The organism is Salinimicrobium flavum, from assembly GCF_042684505.1.
Lineage (GTDB): Bacteria > Bacteroidota > Bacteroidia > Flavobacteriales > Flavobacteriaceae > Salinimicrobium > Salinimicrobium flavum.
In genome coordinates, this window is sequence record NZ_JBHULT010000011.1 from 1 (window position 1) to 17,199 (window position 17,199).

A 17,199-nucleotide genomic window follows, 5' to 3' on the forward strand; every position below is an offset into this window, starting at 1 on the left:
GGTAGTTCCAAACGCACCTCCGTTGAAGCTGTAAGTCATTCCGTCTACAGCAGTGATGCTGAAAGATCCGGTAGCTACAGTACAAGTTGGCTGAGTTACTTCCCCAGCTAGTGCTGGAGCATCATGAGTTGCAGGCTGAGCATTGATAGTTACAGAAAGCGCTTCAGATACACATCCGTCAGTATTTCTTGCAGTTACAGTATAAGTATCGGCAGCAAGACCAGACCAGGAAGTGGTAGTTCCAAACTCACCACCATCAAAGCTGTATTCCATTCCGTTTACAGGAGTGATGCTGAAAGATCCGGTTGCAACGTCGCATGTTGGTTGAGTAACTTCCCCGGCTAGTGCTGGAGCAGCTGGAGTTTCAGGCTGCGCGTTGATAGTTACCGTAAGTGATTCAGAAACACATCCGTCAGCGTTTCTTGCAACTACAGTATAAGTATCGGCAGCAAGCTCAGACCAGGAAGTAGTAGTTCCAAAAGCACCTCCGTCAAAACTGTATTCCATTCCGGCTACAGCAGTAATGCTGAAAGATCCGGTTGCTACATCACATGTTGGTTGAGTAACACTTCCGTCTACTACAGGAGCAGCTGGAGTTTCAGGCTGAGCATTGATAGTTACAGAAAGTTCTGAAGAAACACATCCGTCAGCATTTTTAGCAACTACAGTATAAGTATCGGCAGCAAGATCAGACCAGGAAGTGGTAGTTCCAAACGCACCTCCGTTGAAGCTGTAAGTCATTCCGTCTACAGCAGTAATGCTGAAAGATCCGGTTGCTAACTCACATGTTGGCTGAGAAACTTCCCCGGCTACTACAGGAGCAGCAGGCGTTTCTGGTTGGTCGTTGATTGTTACAGAAAGTTCTGAAGAAACACATCCGTCAGCATTTTTAGCAACTACAGTATAAGTATTGGCAGCAAGCTCAGACCAGGAAGTAGTAGTTCCAAAAGCACCTCCGTCAAAACTGTATTCCATTCCGGCTACAGCAGTGATGCTGAAAGATCCGGTAGCTACATCACATGTTGGCTGGGTAACACTTCCGTCTACTACAGGAGTAGCAGGAGTTTGCAGTTCTCCAATTTCAACTGATAAACTTTTTTCACACCCAAAAGCATCAGTAACAGTCACTTCATATGTTCCTGCACTTAGACCGGAAAGATCTTCCTGGTTTGAAGAAAAGGTATCAGGTCCGATCCAGGAGAAACTGTATTCTGCAGTTCCTCCAGAGATGTTGAGGTCAATACTACCATTATTTTCTTCATTACAACCAACATCATATTTATCAGCCGATAATTCAATTTCTGCCGGATTATCAATATTAACAACGTAAGAGCTAGTAGTGCCTTGGGCATCAATTACCTCCAAAGTAGTAGAGAAATTTGCTGCAGAAGTAGTATTATATGTAGGGTTGTCAACATTGGAATCAACTATTCCATCACTGGTAAAATCCCAGTTAAGAGTAAAGGGGGCTTTTCCTCCATTCGTAGTTGAATCATATATAACGGTGGTAGTACCGTCAGAACGACAAATTGAATAATCAAATTGAACAGCTAAAGGAGCGGCAATAAAAGTATCGGTTCCAAATTCACACTGAGATTTTCCATAAGAAGAACAGTCATAGCTATTTTCGGAAATCTTAGAGTCGTAGGAAGGTTTCCAAACTACCAGGATATTTTCAAGTCTTAATTCTGTTCCACATATCCAGGTTATAGGACCGTGTATCTGACTGGTTTGAGAACCCTGGTTTGCTGGTTTTACTTCTCCAATATAAACATTTAAAGCCTGACTTTCACCTTCAATTACCAAATCGCCAAATACACGAGTTTGATATATCGGGCTGTTTGCGTTAGAGGTATAATTTAAATAAACAAAAGCTGTTTGCTCAACTCCAGAAGTACAACTTTTTTCGTCTATAACATTTCCATCCACATCTACAAGTGTAAGATATACATCATCTAAAGTGAAATTGTTCGATGGGCAGTTCCAGCGGGTCGTCCCATTTTGGTCCATACAGGTTCTTAAATCGGGAGTTTGCGCATTGATTCCTATTGCAAAAAATAAGGCTGCAATAAATGAGAGAGTAGTTTTCCAAATCATAGTCGTCATGTTTGAATTATTGACCTGGCAGAATTTTTCATAGTAGATAAAACTCCTTAAGGTTATATTCTGATAAATCTTCTGTTGTTTAGGTTAAGTTCCTTTTATCCGTAAGGGAGGATTAACGGAAATACATTATTTTTTTCTTACATGTTCCAGGGACTGATTTGGGGGAAATCTTCTGGATTATAAAAAAGCTTTTTAAACTTTCTTTGGTAAATCTAAGTGCATCTTTTTGTTAAAAAAAGGAATTTCATTTCTTTTAGATGTACTGTGGGGTTTTACGGACAAACGACACAGAAACAGTTTATTATAGGCCATATTTCGAGAACATTTTTTCTGTTCTGGATTTCAGAAGACGAATTTTCCGAATGGAAATTTATACGAAATAACTTACTTTCTCTTAATCAAATTTTAACCCTTTTCTGATGCCGTAGCGGCTGTTACTTATGGATTTTCTAATGAAAAAAATAAATTGGTTTTCCTACAATTTAGGGGAGATATAGAATTCTTTTTTTTCGGTCATTTGGGGTAAAACCCGTAAATTGGCTTTATGAAAAACAAGCTTCACGACTATAGGAAATTGTACCAAAAGCATCAGTTGCTGGAGGAAGAAATTCCATCAGATCCTTTTGAACTTTTTCATTACTGGATCAAAGAAACCGAAACAAATAAAGAGGTTGAGGAGATCAATACCATGACCCTCTCAACAATTGGTCTGGATGGTTATCCCAAATCCAGGGTCCTGCTTCTAAAAGAATATGACCGTGAAGGATTTGTATTCTATACCAATTATCTTTCTGAAAAAGGAAAATCCCTTAGCGCAAATCCAAAAGTCTGTTTGTCATTTTTCTGGCCTACTTCTGAGCGGCAGGTTATCGTGAAGGGGATAGCCCGAAAGACTTCCGAAGAAGAAGCTGAGGAATATTTCAGGTCCCGGCCTCGAGGGAGTCAGCTGGGAGCATGGGCTTCTGCCCAGAGTTCAGTGATTCCTTCCCGCGAGTTTCTTAAGAAGAGACTGGAACAGCTGGAAGCAGAGTATGAAGGGAAAGAGATACCCAAGCCGCCCTATTGGGGAGGTTATAAAGTATTCCCCTCAGAATTTGAATTCTGGCAAGGCAGGCCTAATCGTCTCCATGACCGCATCTACTTTAGTAAGGAAAATGAACTTTGGAAAATAGACCGACTGGCACCATAATCTTAAACAACTGAATTATGAAACAACTTGTTCTGGTAAGACATGGGAAATCTTCCTGGGAAAAAGATCTTCCCGACGAGGAGCGCCCCTTGAAAAAAAGAGCTTATAAAGACGCCCGCCTGGTGACAAAGGCTTTCCAAAACTTCAGTGATGTGCCTTGGAAAATCTGGAGCAGTTATGCTAACCGTGCTCTTACCACTGCCCGTTTGTTTCAGAAAGAACTGGAAGTGGCCGAGGATGATTTCTTTATTAAAGATACACTTTATACTTTTAGTGCAGGTGACCTTTTGAGGACTATCAACTCGTGTGACGACTCTATAGACCATCTAATGGTCTTCGGGCATAATCCAGCTATGACCGGAGTGGTCAATTCTTTAGGTGACCGCAGCTTCGATAACATTCCCACCACCGGGTTAAGCCTTATACAATTTGAAACCGATTCCTGGACAAACCTCAAAGACGGAAAAACAATCTTATATTTATTTCCGAAGAATTTAAGGTGATCTATGGAGAATAATAAATATATAAACCGGGAGTTAAGCTGGTTACAATTTAATGCACGGGTATTGCAGGAAGCAGCAGATAAGACGGTGCCCCTTATTGAGCGTCTTAGGTTCCTGGGAATATTTTCAAATAATCTGGATGAATTCTTTAAAGTAAGGTATGCCACCATCAAACGTATTGACCTGGCCGGGAAAGGTGGAAAAAGTGTTTTAGGCGGAATAAAAGCCAATAGGCTGCTGGAGGAGATCACCCAGATCGTGATCGACCAGCAAAGTGAAAGCCTCAACATCCTGGACTCCATTCAGAATAAATTAAAGGATTATAATATTTTTATTATAAATGAGAAGCAGGTTTCCAAATCACAGCAATCCTTCCTGAAGAACTTCTTTTTTCAAAAGGTGAGCCCGGCCCTGGTAACCATCATTCTCAACGACCTGCCTGAAATTCCCCGTTTAAAGGACAGCGCTGCTTATCTCGCTGTGAAAATGGTCATGAAGGAGCCTGCTGCAAAAAAGACCAACGGAAATTCCCCGGTGGTAAGCAGGCAGTTGAAAGAAAAAAAATATGTGCTTATTGAGATCCCCAGGAGTATTGAGCGTTTTGTAGTGCTTCCTAAAGAGGGGGAGAAACAATTCGTGATCCTGCTGGATGATCTTATAAGGTATCATCTCCATTCCATATTCAACATTTTTGAATATGAGAGCATCACGGCCCATATGATCAAAATAACCAGAGATGCTGAATTGGATATTGACAGTGACCTTAGTAAGTCTTTTATAGAAAAGATTTCAGCCAGCGTGAAAGATCGTATAGAAGGGGAACCGGTGAGGTTTGTCTACGACATGAACATAGAGCAGGACACCCTGCAATACCTCATGAGCAAAATGGGAATTGATGCCACAGACAGTATTATTCCCGGGGGTCGTTATCATAACAGAAGGGATTACATGAACTTCCCCAGCCTGGGAAGTGAAGAGTTGCAATACAGACCTTATGAACCTTTAGCCATGCCGGGATTAGTGCTGCAGGGGAGCTTGTTCAAGGGAATAGCCGAAAAGGATTATCTTTTGCACACTCCTTATCAAACCTTTTCCTATACTATCAAATTCTTAAGGGAAGCTGCGCTTGATCCAGCTGTGAAGAGTATCAAGATCACCATTTATCGCCTGGCCAAGATCTCACACATCGCGAGTTCTTTGATCAACGCAGTAAAGAACGGAAAGAAGGTCACCGTGCAGATCGAACTGAGGGCAAGGTTTGATGAGGTAGCCAATATTAAGTACGCCGAGCAGATGCAGCAGGAAGGGGTGAACCTTATTTTTGGGGTTAAAGGACTCAAAGTACATTCCAAAGCTTGTGTGGTGGAACGAATGGAACAAGGCAAGATCAGGAGGTACGGTTTTATTAGTACCGGTAATTTTAATGAATCTACTGCAAGGGTCTATACAGACCTGACACTTTTCACCAGTCACCAGGATATCCTGAAAGAAGTGAATAAGGTTTTCGATTTTTTTGAGGTGAATTACAAGGTGAGCAGGTATAAGCATTTGATTGTCTCCCCGCATTATACCCGTAGTTCACTGATGAAACTTATCAATACCGAAATTGAAAATGCCGGTGCCGGTAAACCTGCAGGGATCCGCCTTAAGCTCAACAGTCTTTCAGATTACCATTTGATCGATAAGCTTTACGAAGCCAGCAGGGCTGGAGTAAAGATGCGATTGATAGTAAGGGGTATCTGTTGCCTTATTCCGGGGGTGAAAGACATGAGCGAGAATATTGAGGTAATAAGTATTGTAGATAAATATCTGGAACATCCCCGGATCTGCATTTTTGAAAATGACAAAAAACCCAGGGTTTTTATTTCTTCGGCAGACTGGATGACCCGAAACCTGGATTACCGTGTGGAGATCACTTGTCCCATTTACGACCATTCCATACAACAGGAGTTGATCGACACCTTTGAGATCTGCTGGAGTGATAATGTCAAAGCCAGGATCTTATCGGCAAAACAGGACAACGCCTACCGTAAGAATAATAAAGCGCCTCTGCGTTCACAGTTTGCCCTCTATGACTATTATTTAAAGAAACTTGAAAAGGAAAAATGATCGTTCAGAAGAAATATGCCGCAATAGATATTGGATCAAATGCCGTGAGGTTGCTCATCTCTACCGTAACCGAGCAGGAGGGAAGGGATCCCCTCTTTAAGAAGACTTCCCTGGTGAGGGTACCCATAAGACTGGGAGCAGATGTATTTATCTCCAAAAATATTTCTGCTGAAAACACCGAACGCATGATCGATACCATGCAGGCCTTTAAGCTGTTGATGAGAGCTCATAAAATTGAAAAATATAAAGCTTGTGCCACCTCGGCCATGCGGGAATCTGAAAATGGGGAAGAGGTCGCCCGAAAGATAGAAGAGGAAACCGGGATCGACATCAACATTATTGACGGAAATGATGAAGCGGCTATTATTGCTGCCACAGACCTGCATGCCCTAATTCAGACAGATAAAACATACCTATACGTAGATGTTGGGGGAGGTAGTACGGAATTTACCCTTTACTCCAATGGAAAAACAGTTGCTTCCCGATCGTTTAAACTGGGAACTGTAAGACTTCTGAATGACATGGTAACTGAGACTGTTTGGAAGGAAGTAGAGGAGTGGATCAAGCAAACTACAAAAGAATATACAAAGATTGACCTGATAGGATCTGGGGGGAACATCAACAATATATTCAAAAGTAGCGGAAAGGCAAACGGGAAACCCCTTAGTTTCCTTTACCTGAGTTCCTATTATCAATTACTGCAGTCTTTCACCTATGAAGAAAGGATCACCCAGCTCAACCTGAACCAGGACAGGGCAGATGTGATCGTGCCGGCAGCTAAAATATACCTCTCAGCGATGAAGTGGACGAGGGCGAGACGTATCTATGTTCCTAAAATAGGTTTATCAGATGGGATAATTAAATCGCTTTACCAGGAAACGCTCAACGCGTCTACCCATGCATAGTTTCAGATTTTCCCAGGTCTTTCATAATCTCAGCTTCAAAATTTAGCAGGTCCTGCCACTTTTGGTCCACCTGCTTCCTGTCTCCGTATTGCCGGGCAAAATTGAGAAACATGGTATAGTGATTAGCTTCACTCACCATTAAACTGCGATAAAAATCTGCGAGTTCCCGGTCCTCAAGCTCTTCAGAAAGTAATCTGAACCGCTCGCAACTTCGGGCTTCGATAAGGGCTGCATACAAAAGACGATGAACCAGATTGGTAACCCGGCTTCCTCCTTTAGGAAAGAAGGTCATCAATTTTACCACATATTCATCTTTTCTATCCCTTCCAAGGGTTAATCCACGGGCCAGGATCCTGTCGTGAACCATTTTAAAATGGCTCATTTCTTCCTTGGCAAGGGCCGTCATGGCTGTAACCAGATCAGAATACTCCGGATGGGTGACTATGAGGGAAATAGCCGTAGAGGCTGCTTTTTGCTCACAGTAAGCATGATCTGTAAGGATCTCCTCAATATTCTTTTCGACAATATTGACCCAGCGTGGGTCTGTAGGTAATTTTAATCCTAGCATAATTTAAACATCCAGGTCAAAAGTGGAACGTAGCTTCTCTAAAAGAGGATTTTTCTCTTTAAGTTTTTCAAATTTTTCGATAGGAGTGAAGGCGAATTTCTTCTCGGCCTTTTCGTTAACCGTGATCTTTAACTGGAGATGGGTGTTCTGTAGCTTTTCCTTTAAAAAGCCCATCAAATAATACTGTACCCTTTCCAGTTCGAGTTTCATCGTATCATTGGGAAGTTCCATACAGATATCTTTTCCCTTAAGGACAGGAATATCTGTCTGTAAAATGGAAGCCAGTATTTTTTCCCCTTTCTCGTTCTGTTCCTGGGTGTATTCTTTCCAGGCTTCCCGCATTTCCTCTTCAGTGAACTCGGTATTCTTTTCTATGACCTCTTCCTCCTTTGCTTCCCGCTTTTGTGCTTCCAGTTCTTTTTTCTTCTGAATGCTCTTCAGGGAGAGTCCGGAGACTTTTCTTTCAGGCTTTTCGGTTTCAGCAGGTGGGGTCACTTGTTCTTCTTCTGCGGAAGCTGAACCGCTTACCTGAACTTCCTGTTGCTGATCCAATTCTGCGGGTTCATTTGCAGGAGAAGATTGCAGGTCATTCTGAGATTCTTCGTTGACAGGATTCTGTGGGTCACAGGTGCCTTCAGCCGGAGTAGGTAATTGTGCCTCTTTTGGAGGGGCAGAATCCCCCTGCGAATATTCATTTTTGGAGATCACTTCTTTCTCCTTAGGCGTCAATTTATAGGCGGGAGTGGGAACCGGTGGCTGGGTAAAATGAGAAGCCGGAATTATGAACGAGCTATCGTTTTTTTTTTCACCGCTAAAGGTGAGAGAAGCCAGTTGCATAAGGCACAGTTCGACCAGTAAACGCTGGTTTCGGCTGCTCTTGTATTTTAGATCACATTCATTGGCCAGCTCGATCCCCTTCAACAGGAATTGGGCCGGTGCTTTTTGAGCCTGTTTAAAATAGAGAGCTTTGGTGTTCTCTCCCACTTCAAGCAGATTGATGGTCTTGGGATTCTGACAAACCAGCAGATCCCTGAAATGTGATGCCAAACCGGCAATAAAATGATGGCCGTCAAAACCATGGGAAAGGATCTCATTGTACTGTACCAGCAGTTGTGGTATATCGTTCTCAAGGATAAGATCTGTGGTGGTAATATAAGTGTCGTAATCCAGTACGTTCAGGTTCTCTGTCACTGCCTGGCGGGTAAGTTCTTTTCCGCTGAAACTAACCACCCTGTCATAAATGGAAAGGGCGTCCCTCATGGCACCATCTGCCTTTTGGGCGATAATGTGCAGGGCATCGTCTTCCGCAGCTACTCCTTCCTGTTCGGCGATATAACCCAGGTAATCCTTCGCGTCCTTTACCGTGATCCTTTTAAAGTCAAAGATCTGACAACGGGAAAGTATAGTGGGAATTATCTTGTGTTTTTCTGTAGTTGCCAAAATGAAGATGGCGTGCCTTGGTGGCTCCTCCAGGGTCTTCAGGAAAGCATTGAAAGCCGCCTGAGATAACATGTGCACCTCATCTATTATGTACACCTTGTAAGTGCCTACCTGAGGCGGGATGCGTACCTGGTCGATAAGGTTCCTTATGTCATCCACCGAGTTATTGGAAGCGGCATCCAGTTCAAAGATATTAAAGGCAAAATCTTCATTTGGATCCTGGTTGTCATCCTGGTTGATCTTCTTGGCGAGGATACGGGCGCAGGTGGTTTTGCCCACTCCCCGGGGACCCGTAAACAAAAGGGCCTGCGCAAGGTGATCATGTTCAATGGCATTGAGTAAGGTATTGGTAATAGCTTGCTGCCCTACCACATCCTTAAAGGATTGGGGACGGTACTTTCTTGCCGATACTACAAAATGTTCCATTGATAATATTTAGAAGACAAATATAAAAATACAAAACCGAAAGCCGGGTTTATCCCTGTCTTTTTATCCACAATTGGCTGTTCAAAGGTGGCATAATTTTTATTCCAATAAAGATAGGAAATGAGGAGCTTAGGTTATTACCTTTGTAGTAAGCAGACCGCCTTATCGCTCCGACTTTGTCGGGGAGGAAAGTCCGGACACCACAGGGCAGCGTAGTGGGTAACACCCACCGGCCCCGTCCCGAAAGGGATCGGGGTCAGGACCAGTGCAACAGAAAGGATGTACAGGTAATGCTGTAGTGAAATCAGGTAAACTCTATGCGGTGCAATGCCATGTATACCGGCTCTTAAGGATTGCCCGTCCGTTGCCGGAGGGTAGGCAGCTAAAGGTCTTTGGCAACAAAGATCTCAGATAAATGATAAGGGCTTCAGTTCCGGTTAATTCGGGATTGGGGTACAGAATCCGGCTTACAGGTCTGCTTTTTTTATTTTCCCAGCCTTTTTTTTGCCCATTCCATTGCGTCTTCAAGTTCCAGAAAGACCTCATAGGGAACTTTCGAAAAATTTTTCTCAAAATGGGCCATGTTCAGGGAGGAGGCTTTTTGGCTTACTACGGCTATGCCTTTAAGAAATTTTGCCTGCTCCAGCTTAAAGTAAATGGTAGGGTTCACATTGTAGTTGTACTCCCTTTTGGAGATATAAACAAATTCCTTTTTCCCGTAATGGTTGGTGCAAACTTCCACCAGTTCTGCCACCTGCGGCACGTCAAAAACAATATCTTCTTTTAGCCGTGAGATCACATAGTCTTCAAAAAACTGCAGAGTGGTGAAATCAAGATCAACAATGTTTGAAGGATTAGCCATCAATGGTCTTATTCAAAAAAGCTGAATACTGAATTTCCATATTTACGGGCTACCGTAAAATGCTCCAGGGATGAGAGGTCCATTTTTTTTGAATGTTCAATAATAAGAGTTCCATTCTCATTCAGAAGGTTCCTGGAAAACGTGGTTTCTACAATTGAGCTTAGAGCCTCCAAATCGAAATTGTAAGGTGGATCGGCAAAAATAATATCAGCGGTTTCCCCGGTGGCCGTTAGGTATTTGAAAACATCGCTTTTTACTGTTCTCACCGGCATGTCCAGTTCTTCAGTGATCCTGTTGATGAATTTTACACATTCAAAATGAGCGTCAACAGCAATGATCTCTCTGGCTCCCCTCGAGGCAAATTCATAGGTTATGTTTCCCGTACCGCTAAAAAGATCTATGACCTTCAATGCTGAAAAATGATAGTTATTGTTCAAAATATTGAACAAGGCTTCTTTGGCAAAATCTGTGGTAGGACGTACCGGAAGTTTTTTAGGGGCTGTGATCTTCTTTCCTTTATGGGTTCCTGAAACTATCCTCATGATAATGCTTTAAATAAGGTGAAATGCATATATCCTTTGGGAGGTTCCTCCTTGAACGGAAAGCTATAGCCGAAGCTGGTTTCCAGAAACGAGATATTCCTTATATAAGTATAAGCCATTTGATAATAATCTGAATTGGCGGTGATCTTTCCCAGCAGGATAAGTTTAAATTCAGAAGGGTCCAGTTCCAGCTGTTCTGCAGTAAACAGAAGGTAATAGATAAAATCTTCACTGGTGTGGCACTTGAAAGAATTCGCCAGAAGCAGTTTCCCGTTTCGAATCACCACCAGGTCATAACCACGCGTATAGCAGTTGAGATAGACCCTGGGAACCCCTTCCTGCTTCCTGTTCTGTTCAAGAAAATGTTCTACCAGGACACTCTGGCAATGGCGGTATTCAAATTCCCCGTATTGCTCGAAGAAGAAATTATTGATATTGGTGAAAGGGATGAAGACGTTGACGATACCGGCATCCTCAAGATGATCCTCAGTAATGTAGTCAGTCTCAAGGATCCGGGTATTGAACTTCAAATAATCTGATGCATTTTCTTCAGAGAAAAGACTTTTAGGAACAAGGCTGTAAAGTTCATTCGAATAAAGAACGAGCACCTCCGGTTTTTCATTTTTAAGAAATTCCTCCTGCTCATATAATTTTTCTATTTGCTGAAGGACTTCAAGCGGATTCAATTTCCTGGTGAAGTTTACCTCTTTAAAAAAAAGGATCTTTTTTTCCTTTTTGGAAAGGGCACAAAAAGAAAGTCCATTCAGGCTAACCAGAATGGACAACTTTATATTTGGTATATTTTTTTCCTTATTCGGCGTCACCATACCTAAGAGGCCAATTTCCGCTGGTATTGACTTCTTCCATTGAACCAACCGAAATGTACGGTCCGGGTACTTCATCAACGCCTACTATTTCTTTTTCCTGATTTATAAGATCTTTGTCCTGACCTTTTAAAACAATATCCTTGGCAATCCTGGCTTCAAAAACAGGGATTCTTGTTTCATTTTTTGCAACAGTACCTGCCTGCAATTCAAATTTAGCATCTACTCCTTTAATAGGAACGATCATCATTCTCTTGTAGCGGTCTGAACCTCCAAAAAGTGAATCTTTGACTGATCTTTTTCCGAGGGTATCGATTACCACAATTTCCTTTAACTGGTCAACGCCAAACGTTTTCCTGTACTCCTCATCCATAACTGTAGTATCACGTCTTTGTGTAAGTGTGAACTGTGCAGTGTCCAGAAAACGTACCAGTTTATCCCAGTCACCTTCAAACCTGCCGGTTACCGTGCGGTGTGCCATTTCAGCCTGCCTGATATCTTTAAGATTCTCAATTACTTTGGCATATCTTGCCTCTTTAAGTTTATTGAATTTAATAGGTTCGTAGATCGAATTAAATACCAGGTATCCCAGGAAAAAAATCACGATCCAAAGAACTAACTGAATGACAAGTTTCATGCGTTGCAGCTTTAAGTTTAATAAGTGTTCCCCGCAAATCTACAATTTTTTTTTATTCGCAAAAGTTTCTTCCGAAAAAAACCTTAGTATCTTTGAGCTTTGAGGAAATACTGCTTATGGAGATAATGAATGTTTCGGCTTTTTACAACCTGTTACTGGAAGACCTGAAATTTGAGGCGAAGCTTAAACAGGATATTGTACTTCAACAATTATCCTCATTTATAATAGAAGAGAAAAAAGATTCTGTTTTTCTTCTGAAGGGTTACGCCGGGACAGGTAAGACGACCATCATCAGCTCCCTGGTAAAGAATCTCTGGAAAGTAAAAAAGAGCGGTGTCTTAATGGCACCTACAGGAAGGGCCGCCAAGGTCATCTCCAACTATTCGGGAAGGGAAGCGTTTACCATTCATAAGAAGATTTACTTTCCGAAGAAAAAGTCTGGTGCAGGAGTGAGTTTTGTTCTTCAGCCTAACAAACACCGAAATTGTATTTTTATAGTAGATGAGGCATCTATGATCCCAGATGTGAATAATGATGCCAAAATGTTTGAGAATGGATCTTTGCTTGACGATCTCATGCAGTATGTTTACTCGGGCCATAAATGCCAGCTTATCCTCATTGGCGATACTGCGCAGCTACCCCCGGTGAAACTGGATGTTAGCCCGGCCCTGGAAGCACAAACATTACAGAATACCTATCTTAAAGAGGTAATACATATCGAGCTTGACGAGGTAGTGCGGCAAAGCGAGGAAAGCGATATCCTGCTAAATGCTACACTTATTAGGGAAGCGCTTCGGGAAGAATTCTATGAATCCTTCAAATTTAAGCTTACACAAAAGAAAGATGTTATAAGACTGGTGGACGGGTACGAGATTATGGAAGCTATTGAGAATTCCTACCGGGAGCTGGGGCATGAGGATACCACCATTATTGTAAGATCAAATAAAAGGGCAAACCTATACAACCAGCAAATACGTTCCCGAATCCTTTTTCAGGAGGAAGAGATCTCTGCGGGGGATTATCTAATGGTGGTTAAGAACAATTATTTCTGGGTTAAGCCCACCAGCGAGGCCGGTTTCATTGCTAACGGTGATATCATTAAGGTACTTGAAATTTTCGCGATCAAAGAGTTGTATGGCTTCCGTTTCGCCGAAATAAAAGCCCAAATGGTTGATTATCCCAATATGCAGCCCATTGAAACGGTAGTGCTGTTAGATACCCTTGAAAGCAACAACCCTTCGCTCACTTATGATGAATCCAATAAACTCTACCAGGAAGTGATGAAGGATTATGAGGATGAACGTACCAAATATAAAAAGTTCCTTAAGGTGAAGAACAATAAGTTTTTCAATGCCTTACAAATTAAATTCTCATATGCCATGACCTGCCATAAATCACAGGGAGGTCAATGGAATACCGTTTTTGTAGAACAACCTTACCTGCCCAATGGGATCGATAAGGATTACCTTCGCTGGCTTTATACCGCAGTAACCCGGGCAAAGGAAAAACTTTATCTTATAGGGTTCAAAGATGATTTTTTTGCTGAATAAAATTAATTTCCCCGAATTTCTAAAAAAACAGCCATGGCAACACAAAGACCTCTTCGAATAATAGCTATGATCCCTGCCAGGTATGCGGCCACCCGTTTTCCCGGAAAGCTGATGCAGGACCTGCACGGCAAGACCGTCATTAGAAGGACCTATGAAGCTGCCAAAAAAACTGAACTTTTTGACGAGGTGTACGTCGTGACCGATAGCGAGATTATTTTCAACGAAATTGTGGGTAATGGGGGGAATGCCATCAGGAGTAAAAAGGAGCATGAGTGTGGTAGTGACCGTATAGCTGAAGCTGTGGAGGATATGGACGTTGATATCGTAGTGAATGTCCAGGGGGATGAACCTCTTATAGATACTGAAAGCCTGCAGAAATTACTGGAGGTCTTTTATGAGAAAGATGCAGAGATGATCGACCTTGCTTCGTTGAAAACTTCGTTGATCAATAAAAAAGATATTGAGAATCCTAATAATGTCAAGGTGATCACTGATAAAGATAATCTTGCACTTTACTTTTCAAGGTCTCCCATTCCCTTTCCCCGCGATGAAACCACCGGGGTCACATGGTTTAAACATATTGGGATTTATGCTTTCCGGAAGCAGGCTTTACTAGATTTTTACCGCCTGCCTATGCTTGTGCTGGAGGCTACCGAAAAGATCGAATGCCTCAGGTATCTGGAATACGGCAAAAACATCAAAATGGTAGAGACCACAGTAAAAGGCGTGGGGATAGACACTCCTGAAGATCTGGAAGAGGCGAGAAAACTGCTGGAGGAGTAGACGGGAAATTCTCTATATTTGGGAAAACGAACTAAACTAACACCATGAAAAAAATTTATTTAATCTTATTTGCCGCACTTTTCACCTTTTCAGTTTCAGGTCAGGTGCAGGCACCGCAACCCAGTCCTGCAGCCAAGATCGAGCAGAAAGTTGGACTAACTGATGTTACCGTGAATTATTCCCGCCCGGGGATGAGAGGTCGTACCATTTTCGGGGAACTCGTTCCCTTCAATGAAAAATGGAGAACGGGAGCTAATATGAATACCACCATATCCTTTAGTCATGATGTGACCATTGAAGGGAAAGACCTTCCAAAAGGAACTTACGCCATCTTCACCGTTCCGCAGGAAAAGGAATGGAAAGTGATCTTTTACAAAGACAGTAACAATTGGGGAGTCCCGCAGGAATGGGATGAGAGTAAGGTAGCCCTTGAGGCGACAGCAAAAGTACAGGAGATGCCCATGGAAATGGAATCCTTTACCATTCTTATCGACGATTTAAAGAACGATTCTGCAGACCTTAATTTTATTTGGGACAATACCCTCGCCAGCCTTGAGTTCAAGGTTCCTACAGATTCGCTGACTATGGCCAGCATAGAAAAAGTAATGAACGGTCCAACCGCAGGAGATTATGTTGCTGCAGCTACTTATTTCCACGATGAAAAAAAGGATCTTCAGAAAGCTTATGAATGGATCAATAAAGCGGTAGAAATGCAGGAACCGGCTCCATACTGGGTGTTGCGCAGAAAATCGCTTATTGAAGCCGATCTTGGTAAAAAAGAGGAGGCCATTGCAACCGCTAAAAAATCACTTGCCGCGGCAGAAAAGGCAGGGAATCAGGATTATATCAAAATGAATAAGGATTCCCTGAAAGAATGGGGTGCCAAGCAATAATTATTCTGTTAAGAATTAATAAAAAGAGCGGCTCCGGCCGCTTTTTTTATTATCCCTTGATCAGGGGTTGACAGTGTTATTTCCACTTGTATTGAACCATGACTGTAACATGAAAGCGAGGGTAATTACCAGAAGGCATCCGGTAACATTTAGCCATAAATAGGGCATAATTTCCATAAAATAAATTGTGATAATCATGGCCTGCGTAATAAGGGCTGCAATGAACACCGCGTTGCCTTTAACATATTTGAAGAAAAATGCCAGCAGAAAAATGCCCAGTACATTACCATAGAATATAGAGCCAATGATGTTCACCAGCTGTATAAGATTGTCAAAGAGCTCAGCAAAACTTGCAACCATGATGGCAATGATCCCCCAGCCCAGAGTGAACCATTTGGAGGCTTTCACGAAATGTTTTTCTGATCTCGCACCTACCAGATTTCTTTTATAAAGATCGATAACCGTTGTTGATGCCAGGGCATTAAGCTCAGATGCCGTCGAAGACATGGCCGCTGAAAGGATTACCGCCAGTAAAAGACCTATCAGACCCCTTGGCAGGTTATTCAGGATAAAATGTATAAATACATAATCCTTGTCATTGGTCTCTACGGTTGAATTGGCCCTTGAGATAAGGTCTGCAGCTTCAGCCCTTGTCTGTACTTCAGCCTCATTGAGTTGCAGCATTTCTTCTCTGAAAAGATCCCGTTGCTGAGATGAAAAATCTTCTGCCCCGGCATAGAAAAGGGTTTTTTGCTGTTTTTCATCCTGGATCTGTTCCAGTTCCTTTTCTAGTTCCCGGTATTCGGGAGCGAGCTGGGAGGCATGAACCGCACTGGTCGCCGCAGGATTGAAATTAAGAGGGGAATTATTAAATTGATAGAACACGAAAACCATCACCCCCACCAGCAGGATAAAGAACTGCATTGGTACTTTTAAGAGTCCGTTGAAGATCAATCCCAGCTGACTTTGCTGAACAGATTTTCCTGAAAGATACCGTTGTACCTGGCTCTGGTCTGTTCCAAAATAGGATAGGGCCAGAAAGGTCCCTCCAATTATGCCGCTCCAAAAAGTGTATCTGTTGTCAAAATCCAGGGAGAAATCCAGAATGTCCAGTTTTCCGCTGCTTCCGGCGACCTCCAGGGCCTTGGTAAAAGTGATCTCTTCCGGCAGGTATTGAATGATAAGTAGGAAAGCAGTGATCATTCCGAAGAATATTACCGCCATTTGCTGCTTTTGAGTGACATTAACTGCCTTTGTTCCTCCTGACACGGTATAAATGATCACTAAAACCCCAATAAGGATGTTCAGGGTAGTGAGATCCCACCCAAGGACGGCGGAGAGAATAATGGCCGGGGCAAAAATCGTAATTCCAGCAGCGAGACCACGCTGGGTTAGGAAGAGTAGTGCTGTCAGGGTGCGGGTCTTGAGGTCAAAACGCGACTCCAGGTATTCATAGGCCGTATAAACTTCCAGCCGGTAGTAAATAGGTATAAAGACCATGCAAATAATGACCATGGCAATAGGCAATCCAAAGTAGAACTGTACGAAGCCCATTCCGCTGTGGAATGCCTGGCCGGGGGTGGACAGGAAGGTAATGGCACTGGCCTGAGTGGCCATGACAGAAAGGCCCACCGTCCACCATTTTGCCTCATTCCCACCGCGAATATAATCCTGAACATTTTTACTGCCCCGGGTCTTATAGGCCCCGTAAGTAACTATAAAAACAAGGGTGCCAATAAGTACGATCCAGTCCAGTAACAGCATATCAGGAAAAAAAGGTCATTAACAGGTAAAACAATACGATATATACCGCATTCGCAACAAGTACTATGGTATACGCCTTTTTCCAATGATATTTCTTT

15 protein-coding genes and 1 other RNA gene are annotated in these 17,199 nt (G+C 42.6%); 8 read left to right on the forward strand and 8 right to left on the reverse strand.

From position 1 onward, the window contains the following. Positions 1-2,106, reverse strand: a 2,106-nt coding sequence (locus ACFSTG_RS13165) for a SprB repeat-containing protein (RefSeq protein WP_380753789.1), incomplete at its 3' end; no start/stop codon positions are given. 544 nt (positions 2,107-2,650) lie between these two features. Between ACFSTG_RS13165 and pdxH the strand changes: the two genes are divergently transcribed. The 4 genes from pdxH to ACFSTG_RS13185 are packed head-to-tail and all read left to right on the forward strand — an operon-like array spanning position 2,651 to position 6,812. Beyond that, entirely contained in the window at positions 2,651-3,295 is a 645-nt protein-coding gene (pdxH, locus tag ACFSTG_RS13170) for a pyridoxamine 5'-phosphate oxidase (RefSeq protein WP_380753792.1), read from the forward strand. Between the two features lie 17 nt (positions 3,296-3,312). Continuing rightward, complete coding sequence (locus tag ACFSTG_RS13175; RefSeq protein ID WP_380753795.1) at positions 3,313-3,798, forward strand: SixA phosphatase family protein; 486 nt, start codon at positions 3,313-3,315, stop codon at positions 3,796-3,798. Positions 3,799-3,801: 3 nt separating this feature from the next. Then, entirely contained in the window at positions 3,802-5,907 is a 2,106-nt protein-coding gene (gene ppk1 / locus ACFSTG_RS13180) for a polyphosphate kinase 1 (RefSeq protein WP_380753798.1), read from the forward strand. Further along, positions 5,904-6,812, forward strand: coding sequence for a Ppx/GppA phosphatase family protein (locus ACFSTG_RS13185; protein WP_380753801.1), 909 nt, complete (start codon positions 5,904-5,906; stop codon positions 6,810-6,812). Before ppk1 ends, ACFSTG_RS13185 begins: the two co-directional genes overlap by 4 nt. Here the strand turns inward: ACFSTG_RS13185 and miaE are convergent. Beyond that, positions 6,799-7,380, reverse strand: a complete 582-nt coding sequence (miaE, locus tag ACFSTG_RS13190) for a tRNA-(ms[2]io[6]A)-hydroxylase (protein ID WP_380753804.1) — start codon at positions 7,378-7,380, stop codon at positions 6,799-6,801. The two genes, ACFSTG_RS13185 and miaE, sit on opposite strands and share 14 nt — an antisense overlap. Before the next feature lie 3 nt (positions 7,381-7,383). Continuing rightward, a complete protein-coding gene (locus tag ACFSTG_RS13195; RefSeq protein ID WP_380753807.1) occupies positions 7,384-9,246 on the reverse strand; it encodes a DNA polymerase III subunit gamma/tau in 1,863 nt (620 codons plus the stop codon). Positions 9,247-9,395: 149 nt separating this feature from the next. Between ACFSTG_RS13195 and rnpB the strand changes: the two genes are divergently transcribed. After that, positions 9,396-9,732: RNase P RNA component class A (rnpB, locus tag ACFSTG_RS13200), an RNA gene on the forward strand. Here the strand turns inward: rnpB and ACFSTG_RS13205 are convergent. Genes ACFSTG_RS13205 through ACFSTG_RS13220 form a run of 4 tightly spaced genes read right to left on the reverse strand, consistent with a single transcriptional unit; the run spans position 9,731 to position 12,111 of the window. Beyond that, the gene (locus tag ACFSTG_RS13205) at positions 9,731-10,108 is read right to left on the reverse strand and encodes a hypothetical protein (protein ID WP_380753810.1); all 378 of its coding nucleotides are present in this window, start codon (positions 10,106-10,108) and stop codon (positions 9,731-9,733) included. The genes rnpB and ACFSTG_RS13205 overlap by 2 nt on opposite strands. An 8-nt stretch (positions 10,109-10,116) precedes the next feature. After that, positions 10,117-10,650 carry an RsmD family RNA methyltransferase gene (locus tag ACFSTG_RS13210; protein ID WP_380753813.1) on the reverse strand — a complete coding sequence of 178 codons (534 nt, stop codon included), beginning with the start codon at positions 10,648-10,650 and terminating at the stop codon, positions 10,117-10,119. Beyond that, positions 10,647-11,552, reverse strand: a complete 906-nt coding sequence (locus ACFSTG_RS13215) for a DUF3822 family protein (protein WP_380753816.1) — start codon at positions 11,550-11,552, stop codon at positions 10,647-10,649. The genes ACFSTG_RS13210 and ACFSTG_RS13215 overlap by 4 nt, the downstream gene beginning before the upstream one ends. Then, positions 11,461-12,111: a hypothetical protein gene (locus ACFSTG_RS13220; RefSeq protein ID WP_380753819.1), complete on the reverse strand. Its 651-nt coding sequence runs from the start codon at positions 12,109-12,111 to the stop codon at positions 11,461-11,463. Before ACFSTG_RS13220 ends, ACFSTG_RS13215 begins: the two co-directional genes overlap by 92 nt. Before the next feature lie 125 nt (positions 12,112-12,236). On the opposite strand from ACFSTG_RS13220, the gene ACFSTG_RS13225 reads away from it, so the two are divergent. From ACFSTG_RS13225 to ACFSTG_RS13235, 3 genes are read left to right on the forward strand one after another with little or no spacing between them, the layout of a single operon-like run. Further along, positions 12,237-13,661 carry an ATP-dependent DNA helicase gene (locus ACFSTG_RS13225; protein ID WP_380754116.1) on the forward strand — a complete coding sequence of 475 codons (1,425 nt, stop codon included), beginning with the start codon at positions 12,237-12,239 and terminating at the stop codon, positions 13,659-13,661. Between the two features lie 33 nt (positions 13,662-13,694). Continuing rightward, the gene (gene kdsB / locus ACFSTG_RS13230) at positions 13,695-14,444 is read left to right on the forward strand and encodes a 3-deoxy-manno-octulosonate cytidylyltransferase (protein WP_380753822.1); all 750 of its coding nucleotides are present in this window, start codon (positions 13,695-13,697) and stop codon (positions 14,442-14,444) included. A 44-nt stretch (positions 14,445-14,488) separates the two neighbouring features. Beyond that, positions 14,489-15,337, forward strand: coding sequence for a DUF2911 domain-containing protein (locus ACFSTG_RS13235; RefSeq protein ID WP_380753825.1), 849 nt, complete (start codon positions 14,489-14,491; stop codon positions 15,335-15,337). 60 nt (positions 15,338-15,397) lie between these two features. Here ACFSTG_RS13235 and ACFSTG_RS13240 read toward each other — a convergent pair whose 3' ends face one another. Further along, a complete protein-coding gene (locus tag ACFSTG_RS13240) occupies positions 15,398-17,101 on the reverse strand; it encodes a sodium:solute symporter (protein WP_380753828.1) in 1,704 nt (567 codons plus the stop codon). Between the last annotated feature and the right edge of the window lie 98 nt (positions 17,102-17,199).

Bases quoted from the DNA above. Each gene is read 5' to 3' on its own strand.
- pdxH (WP_380753792.1), top strand. From the start codon at position 2,651: ATGAAAAACAAGCTTCACGACTATAGGAAATTGTACCAAAAGCATCAG.
- ACFSTG_RS13175 (WP_380753795.1), top strand. From the start codon at position 3,313: ATGAAACAACTTGTTCTGGTAAGACATGGGAAATCTTCCTGGGAAAAA.
- ppk1 (WP_380753798.1), top strand. From the start codon at position 3,802: ATGGAGAATAATAAATATATAAACCGGGAGTTAAGCTGGTTACAATTT.
- ACFSTG_RS13185 (WP_380753801.1), top strand. From the start codon at position 5,904: ATGATCGTTCAGAAGAAATATGCCGCAATAGATATTGGATCAAATGCC.
- miaE (WP_380753804.1), bottom strand. From the start codon at position 7,380: ATGCTAGGATTAAAATTACCTACAGACCCACGCTGGGTCAATATTGTC.
- ACFSTG_RS13195 (WP_380753807.1), bottom strand. From the start codon at position 9,246: ATGGAACATTTTGTAGTATCGGCAAGAAAGTACCGTCCCCAATCCTTT.
- ACFSTG_RS13205 (WP_380753810.1), bottom strand. From the start codon at position 10,108: ATGGCTAATCCTTCAAACATTGTTGATCTTGATTTCACCACTCTGCAG.
- ACFSTG_RS13210 (WP_380753813.1), bottom strand. From the start codon at position 10,650: ATGAGGATAGTTTCAGGAACCCATAAAGGAAAGAAGATCACAGCCCCT.
- ACFSTG_RS13215 (WP_380753816.1), bottom strand. From the start codon at position 11,552: ATGAAGTACCCGGACCGTACATTTCGGTTGGTTCAATGGAAGAAGTCA.
- ACFSTG_RS13220 (WP_380753819.1), bottom strand. From the start codon at position 12,111: ATGAAACTTGTCATTCAGTTAGTTCTTTGGATCGTGATTTTTTTCCTG.
- ACFSTG_RS13225 (WP_380754116.1), top strand. From the start codon at position 12,237: ATGAATGTTTCGGCTTTTTACAACCTGTTACTGGAAGACCTGAAATTT.
- kdsB (WP_380753822.1), top strand. From the start codon at position 13,695: ATGGCAACACAAAGACCTCTTCGAATAATAGCTATGATCCCTGCCAGG.
- ACFSTG_RS13235 (WP_380753825.1), top strand. From the start codon at position 14,489: ATGAAAAAAATTTATTTAATCTTATTTGCCGCACTTTTCACCTTTTCA.
- ACFSTG_RS13240 (WP_380753828.1), bottom strand. From the start codon at position 17,101: ATGCTGTTACTGGACTGGATCGTACTTATTGGCACCCTTGTTTTTATA.